At 40.2% G+C, this 6,779-nt stretch carries 7 protein-coding genes; 4 read left to right on the forward strand and 3 right to left on the reverse strand.

Annotated elements, in window-relative coordinates; all coding sequences use genetic code 11:
• Positions 1 to 702 precede the first annotated feature (702 nt).
• A complete protein-coding gene (locus H6G97_RS42220; protein ID WP_190946518.1) occupies positions 703 to 1,362 on the forward strand; it encodes a hypothetical protein in 660 nt (219 codons plus the stop codon).
• A 391-nt stretch (positions 1,363 to 1,753) separates the two neighbouring features.
• On the opposite strand, the gene H6G97_RS42225 is transcribed toward H6G97_RS42220, so the two are convergent.
• On the reverse strand, positions 1,754 to 2,776 hold the full coding sequence (locus H6G97_RS42225) for a DVUA0089 family protein (protein ID WP_190946519.1): 1,023 nt from the start codon (positions 2,774 to 2,776) through the stop codon (positions 1,754 to 1,756).
• A gap of 719 nt (positions 2,777 to 3,495) precedes the next feature.
• Here H6G97_RS42225 and H6G97_RS42230 point away from each other — a divergent pair.
• Together H6G97_RS42230 and H6G97_RS42235 are read left to right on the forward strand one after the other, a co-directional pair.
• Positions 3,496 to 4,542 carry a hypothetical protein gene (locus tag H6G97_RS42230; protein WP_190946520.1) on the forward strand — a complete coding sequence of 349 codons (1,047 nt, stop codon included), beginning with the start codon at positions 3,496 to 3,498 and terminating at the stop codon, positions 4,540 to 4,542.
• Between the two features lie 223 nt (positions 4,543 to 4,765).
• Complete coding sequence (locus tag H6G97_RS42235) at positions 4,766 to 4,999, forward strand: hypothetical protein (RefSeq protein ID WP_199350058.1); 234 nt, start codon at positions 4,766 to 4,768, stop codon at positions 4,997 to 4,999.
• Between the two features lie 69 nt (positions 5,000 to 5,068).
• On the opposite strand, the gene H6G97_RS42240 is transcribed toward H6G97_RS42235, so the two are convergent.
• Together H6G97_RS42240 and H6G97_RS42245 are read right to left on the reverse strand one after the other, a co-directional pair.
• Positions 5,069 to 5,764, reverse strand: coding sequence for a hypothetical protein (locus H6G97_RS42240; RefSeq protein WP_190946521.1), 696 nt, complete (start codon positions 5,762 to 5,764; stop codon positions 5,069 to 5,071).
• Positions 5,765 to 5,968: 204 nt separating this feature from the next.
• On the reverse strand, positions 5,969 to 6,238 hold the full coding sequence (locus tag H6G97_RS42245; protein ID WP_190946522.1) for a hypothetical protein: 270 nt from the start codon (positions 6,236 to 6,238) through the stop codon (positions 5,969 to 5,971).
• Between the two features lie 101 nt (positions 6,239 to 6,339).
• Here H6G97_RS42245 and H6G97_RS53995 point away from each other — a divergent pair, with 101 nt between their 5' ends.
• A complete protein-coding gene (locus tag H6G97_RS53995) occupies positions 6,340 to 6,528 on the forward strand; it encodes a hypothetical protein (RefSeq protein WP_242055966.1) in 189 nt (62 codons plus the stop codon).
• The last annotated feature ends 251 nt before the right edge of the window (positions 6,529 to 6,779 follow it).

A 6,779-nucleotide genomic window follows, 5' to 3' on the forward strand; every position in this document is an offset into this window, starting at 1 on the left:
GGGTTGATATTACTCGAACCGCGCTACCCAATGTATGGTCAAATTCCCAAAATGTCCATATTTTTTTCATTGCTGATTTAGATGTTACTTACGCCAATTATGCTCACGCACAATTTCTTTCTCAACTTTGCTCTTTTATCTATGACATATTCCTACTTAAAAGATGAAGAAACTTTAGTACTGTTTTTTTCCGTACTCAAGTGACTTGTTCTTTTTCCATAATTGCTGTACTATTTTTTATTTACTTTTTAATAAGTAGCAACACAAAATCATCCTGCGCTATAGGAAGATTGAGAGGTCGCTATCACCTCACCTACCATTAGGGCTGTGAACTGTATCAAACAGTACTGTGACGATATATCTGGACGCTCTGTGCGTTATTAGACCTCTTGCAAAAGTGACTTTTGCACTCTTGCGGAAAAGAGTTCATGTTAAAGGGGAAAGGTTTTTTCTTACCCCTTTCCCCCTTCCCCTTTCCCCTTTAACCCACTTCTGCAAGAAGTCTATTGCCTCTATGTGATTTCAGTTGCCGATGGCTGTGGAAGGGTAGAACTCTGACTAAAAACTGTTAAAACTTGATTGCATATATGCAACAAATATGTATAATATTTGCAGCTTGTAGTCAAGCATTCTTAGAATTAGATATTGCTTAAACAAGAAAATCGGTAATTAATTTCGCGTATTAATTGTTGGAGTTTTTTTATGAATAAAATAGGTTTACTTATAGCCCTTGTTTTGATAAGTGCGGGTACTGGGGCTTGCCAGTCTGAAGGAGACAAGGTGGCTCAGGCAGAGAATGATTATGGGGCTAAGTTAACTGATGTGCAAAACCAAAAAGATAAGGAAGTACAGGAGCAAATAAGGCAATATGTAGAAGAAACACCTAACTTATATAGAATAACCTGGAAGGTATGCGGAGACTGGAACGCTCCGTACAAAAACGGAACAAGGTGCAACGAAACCAAAATCCCTCGAACTAAGGGGTATTTCCAGCCTGTCTATGTGTGGGGAGCGGATAGAGTTCAGTTTGTTAACAAACAGGATTTTGTAAGTAATTTTTGGACTACAGGACTATTTGTGAAATCAAGAGGATGCTTAAATTTAGGGAAGCCGCGAGAAGAAGGCTTATACAATGTGAAAAATTTCATGCTCAAGAAGACAGGCACTACTCCTACGCCAGAGAATGTGAAAGTTGAAGTTTTGTCAAAACAAGAGAAGCAAACAGTAGTAGAACTTGCCTTCAAGGACGCAGAAACAGAAAATTATGCGCTGACAAATTTCGGTGTGTCAGCAACCACAGGATTAATACCCACTGGGAAAACTTGCTTAACAGTAGACGAATGGAAGAAGACGCAATCGTAAAAATCAGGCAAATCTACGGCAATTGCACTCATATTTAACTACAGTAAACCCCCTTCCATCGGCAGGACTGATTCATTTAGCTACATTCACCTAGCTGAAAAATAGAAAAATAAGCCACTCTTTAGATAGAGTGGCTAAAGCCTTAAGCAAGAATTTTAATCACAACCGCCAGAACAGATGCAGCCTTTTCGCCAGTTGGAACGAATACTCGCTTGCCCCATTGAATGATTTCCGTGAAACAACCAACTTGCAACTTTTTGATAGTTGACCCAGCCAGGAGTGAAATTTCTAGGTCAATTTCTGCAAATGTATAGCTAGCGGGGAATTGTCCATACTTTAATACTCTAAAAAGAGTGACCTTGATTTTTTAGAGTTATTCTTTCTAGACAAATCAACCTATGTTGACATTTAGGGTATAGTCACCAGTACTACTACCAGAATAAGTCCAGGAGTTACCATCCCAAAAGTTGCCATAAGAAGTTACCGCAATATAGTACTGTCCACTGCTTTCAACCCCATATTGCAGGTAGGAATCCAAAACCGATATACTACCAGGATCTTCAGGGAAGAAGTCATCATTGAATGCCAGAAGCTCATTTTTGGAATTAAACAGCCATACTGCACTGTCAAATGAGCCGTTACCACCTATGCCATTATCAATGTCGATTGTCAGTGTTTGTCCTGCCCTGGCAGAAACTTGGTAGAAATCAACATCATTTTCTGGGGAAAGCGGAAATCTTAGCCCTGTCAAGGAATCCACCGAATTATCACCAATATTTCCTTCCACACTTGTCCACGGGACTTGTGTCGAGTTAAAAACATTCGCATTTGCGTCTGTTGAAAAGACATTAGACCGTAAATTCGTTGCTCCTTTAGGTACGCTATCCGCATCATAGGCAGCTCTTGCCGTGTCCGGGAAGAAAACGACTGAATTGGCCGCAGCCTTAGCGCGATCTGGAAGATCCGGAGGAATCAAGTTTTTCCCACCCAATTCTTCGGGAAGAGTGATTGTTCTTAGATTCAGCGTAATATCACCGTCAGCAGCACCATACCCATCGACTGCTATGCGATAAGTTTGACCAGCTGTAGCGTTAAAAGTTACTTGACTCTGAAGACTTGAATAATCATCATTGCTGGCAATTTCTGTAAGGTTATTGACAGAATCACCTGTATATACGGCTAAAGTAGTATCGTAATTACTTCCAAAAGTGTCCAGAGAGACTAAACCACTTTCTGGCGCAGTCCAAGTCCACCATATTGATTCCGCATTAGCAGGATCGTCAAAAACACTTACTCGGGCATGGTTCGGTTCACCGGATTCACCTGTCGCGCCTGTATTACTACCGAAAACAGTAAATTCTGTTCCGTTTAAAACAATACTATTAGCAAATGGATCATTTACGGGTACAACCATTTTTCTTCACCAAACTCAATTTTTAGACTGAACTCATACGCCTAATCTTTTAGGGAGGTGTGTAGCATTAGTAACTAACTGCTCAATTATACAAAAACAAATCAAAAAAACTTTAAGATTATTGTGCAGTTATGAAGAATAGAAACAAGAAACAATCTCAAGTTGTTTCTTGTAGGCTAGGCTAAGAAAATTGAGTTCAAATTAAGACGATTTTACGGCTAGTTATAGGAAAGAATAAAAGTATTAGCCCATGATAAAGTGGTAATTTGAGCTTATAGCAAACTGACCTTCAAAAAAGCCGAAATATACCATTTAGTTATCAAAAATCCCTTAAAAACCTAACTAGCTCTACAAATAAACCTTGCATAAATCTTAATAATCGGCTAGCTAACTTATTCAATAGAGCTTGATATAAGCAAGGGGAGCATCTCACTTTTTGAAGTGGCTCAAACAGACAATAATCCGTTGAGGTAAGCACTAAAGCAAGTGGCTATGTCAGATCATCATTAAAAAATTTGGCATTGCATACCCCAGAACGAGAACGATGCCTACGGTGGGGCGGAGCATCATCATCCACGCTCTTGCGGTTATGCCATCACTCTATATCTGATTGCTCAAATACTTTACAATAGGTCTAAAACTGTCAATTCTTTTCTAATTCACTCGATATCGTTTCATAACTATACGAGTGTCGTAACGTATAGTTAACTCCAAAGTTGATGAATAGCCCCTTTCCTTTATCACCTCCCCAAAAAGCAATCGAGTCACTATTCGCATTGCGAGATTACTACGCGCCTCTTGTAGAAGATTACGAAAAATTATATACCCTAGCTAAAGCAAATCTCACTCATGTAGAAGCTCTATTATCTAACTGGACTTCGACTGAGGAGGTGGATAATGATAATGAAGAATTCACCTCTAAAAAGGGAAATAACTTTTTATTCCTGAGTGAGGAATTTGTGGATGACGATGTTGAACCTATTACCCATCCTTTATTAGACGATTCACAGGATACATCAACAGTCGCAACCCACCCGTCAGACTCCACTCAACAAAACATATTCACACTCATACAAGCTTGGTCAGGTGAAGAATCTGATGCAGCTACAGATAGTCCATTCCTCCTAGAGCCACCCATAGAAACATCAACTCAACAGCAAGCGCTCTATGGAACCGAGACGGCCATGCTGCCTATTTTTCAATCCCTGTCTCGCCCGGAAGCTATTGAACAGGTTTTGGCAGAACACATTGGCACAATTGTTCACATCGATTTTATTGTCAAAATGCTCTATGGAGAATTAGAGCCAGAAGTGTTTAAAGTGCTTAAACACAGAGTTCAATCATCCCTCATTAAAGGCAGGGAAACTAACAAATGGTTCAGTGTCCCAGGATCACCGGGATATTATACTCTCTCTTTAACTTTGCTACCAAAACCTGAGACGAAAAATTCGTCCACCAGAGTCAAAGGCAAAAATAAGAAACAAGTTTTGCCGCCCCAGCCCAAAGAGATACCAATGCTCGAAGAATTTCAGGGTCAGTTTTTAATTGATGCACTAACAACTTTTCTAAAAAATAATTCGGGTAAAGTTTTCGGGGTTTCAGAAATTACCAACGGAATCTATGGCGAACTCACTGCGGCTGAGATTAGAGAAGTGAAAAACAAGGTATTGAATGAGTTATCACGGGGTCATCGCACAGGCCGATTCTTTAGAGTCCCTGAGCAGATTGGATTTTATACCTGGGACTTAGAGTTGCTCAACAAGTAGAAACGATTAATTATCTTAAATATTGTTGAGCAACCAATGAATGGCACGCTCTCTCTCAACAATTAAAAGCCTCAACAAAAGCTGAGGCTAAAGAGAAATACCAAAATAAAAAGCAATATTTAGCGATCACCACCGGAAAGGGCGGTTACGCCATCGCCTGGGCGTGCGTGCTTGATCCGGGAGCATCCAAAGCACTACTGTTTAACTTACACTTTTAAAATCTATGGCTATTCCAGCAGCACAGTTAAAAATCGGGCAATCGGTGAAGTATCTAATCGGTACTCGAAGCGGTATGAGTGCGGCAATAACCGATATCAGCAAATCATCTCTTAGTCTCAAAAATACTCATATTGTTACTTTGACCTTTGATGATGATTCACTACCAAATCACTTAAAAACACAACAACTAACTGTTTATAACGAATTGCTTGAAGGTTGTGAAATAATCACATTTTAAAAAATTAAAATTGGCAACAGCAACAGCAGAGCGCACATTCGCCGCGACAAGTTGAAATTAATTAAAATACTAACTTGCTGGCTGATAAAATCCCGTATTTTCGTTAAATTCCCACCCTAGCCCGGCTCTATCTTTGCTCTTACACCATGCTACAAAAAGCGGTGGGGGGAGTTTAATTCGCTCCTTATGTACAGTTTCCTCACTTACACCAAGTCTCTTGGCTAAACCTTCTTCAGTTAACGGTTGCATTCTAGGAGTATGCGCTTTGAAGGATGTATTATTGTAGTACGATTTTTGTCCCCGCTTTTGTTGGTTGTTGAGATAGTCTTGTATTTTAATGATCGCCTCAGCCAACTGTGTCATTCGGGCATACATCTTCTCCACTTTTTGTTCTAAATTGGCGAGATTATCAATTGCTGTGGTTTGGTTGCTATTAAATTCATTTGAAAACTCTGACTCGAGCTTATCAAGTCTTTCGCAAATAGCTCTTATCGTTTCATTAGTTGGAGTATTGTGATTTTTATTACTCACAGCCAAGTACTTCTCTATACTTGCCTTAATCTTTGAGTCTAGGCGTTCGTCTAAATCGTTACCACCTATTGCATCAATTTTATCTTGGGAATCGCCTAAGTAGAGATCCATAAATTCGAGCAGCGTGGCTGTTGCTGTTGTGCCTTTCGAGTTGCAACAGGCGATAAACTGCTCCCACAACATTTGATCGCAGTTAAAAGATGCTAATTTTTTTTTCCGCCCTGTATTGCTCATGTTCACGTATCATCTAGGTAAGATTGGACTGTACACGCTTATTAAATCGTGTAATTCGTCATGATAAATTACCTTGATGCTATCATCGCCAAATGTGTCAGTGCATTCTTCAAGCGATGGCGTACTCGCTATGCCGGTGGCGATCACTTTTAGAAGGATGCTACTGCAATCGCCTTGCAAGGCGATTGCAAATGAATGTAGACATTACCCTGCGGCAATTCCAGCATCAATCATCAGGGCTAGCGTTTCGGCATTGAACCTAGTAAGTGCTTCTGCCAGTTGCTGAAAGTGGCGGTACTGTTCGTCAGCATACTCGCTAGGTTCTAGCTCCAAAAGTTGACAAAATTTAATATAGTCAGTCCGCCAGTTGAACTCACCTATAGCCGTAGCGAATTTTTCTGCCAAATCCCGCGATTCTTTATTTGCTGTTGCGGGTTTACCGTTGTGATTGTAGGTGCTGCCACTGTCCGTCATTTGATCGCGCTAGTAGTAGTTTTGTATTATTAGCGATTTTAACCCAGGGTTGAGCAATAAGGGCGTAGACGACAGAAATCATCAGAAAATTAGATTTTTTAATGGTGATTTTCGCAAGTCCCGCGTCAACTGAAAAATGCGGTGAAAATCACGGTGTATGGCAAATGAAGCGAGATCGCCACGGAAAAGCGAAAGTTCTTAGCCACGAGGAAATTCAGATATTATTTGCCAACGGCTTGAAAACGCTCCGTGATCGCCACCGACTCATGGCGGTTACGCCATCGCACTAAAGCGACTTTTTACGTCATCCTAGCTCTAGTGCCTAATTTATACTTAATATAAATACGTGTTAAAACAGTGGATAAATATTGGCAATGGCTCAGAGTAATTAACAAGGTTCAACAAATACTAAAGTTTACTTCGAGTATCCTTTTCGGTGAAAAATTAACTCTCTAAATTTGGGGGTATCCACTCGTCTTCATCTGGTAAATACAAGCTGCTGCTTTCAGTTGGTCGAGCGTGCAGATACATCTCAGTAATT

Source organism: Nostoc flagelliforme FACHB-838 (genome assembly GCF_014698065.1).
GTDB classification, from domain to species: Bacteria; Cyanobacteriota; Cyanobacteriia; order Cyanobacteriales; family Nostocaceae; genus Nostoc; species Nostoc flagelliforme_B.

What these genes read in the sequence shown, in the direction of transcription:
- H6G97_RS53995 (WP_242055966.1), top strand. Translation starts at nt 6,340, where the DNA reads ATGGTGATTTTCGCAAGTCCCGCGTCAACTGAAAAATGCGGTGAAAAT.
- H6G97_RS42220 (WP_190946518.1), top strand. Translation starts at nt 703, where the DNA reads ATGAATAAAATAGGTTTACTTATAGCCCTTGTTTTGATAAGTGCGGGT.
- H6G97_RS42235 (WP_199350058.1), top strand. Translation starts at nt 4,766, where the DNA reads ATGGCTATTCCAGCAGCACAGTTAAAAATCGGGCAATCGGTGAAGTAT.
- H6G97_RS42230 (WP_190946520.1), top strand. Translation starts at nt 3,496, where the DNA reads ATGAATAGCCCCTTTCCTTTATCACCTCCCCAAAAAGCAATCGAGTCA.
- H6G97_RS42240 (WP_190946521.1), bottom strand. Translation starts at nt 5,764, where the DNA reads ATGAGCAATACAGGGCGGAAAAAAAAATTAGCATCTTTTAACTGCGAT.
- H6G97_RS42225 (WP_190946519.1), bottom strand. Translation starts at nt 2,776, where the DNA reads ATGGTTGTACCCGTAAATGATCCATTTGCTAATAGTATTGTTTTAAAC.
- H6G97_RS42245 (WP_190946522.1), bottom strand. Translation starts at nt 6,238, where the DNA reads ATGACGGACAGTGGCAGCACCTACAATCACAACGGTAAACCCGCAACA.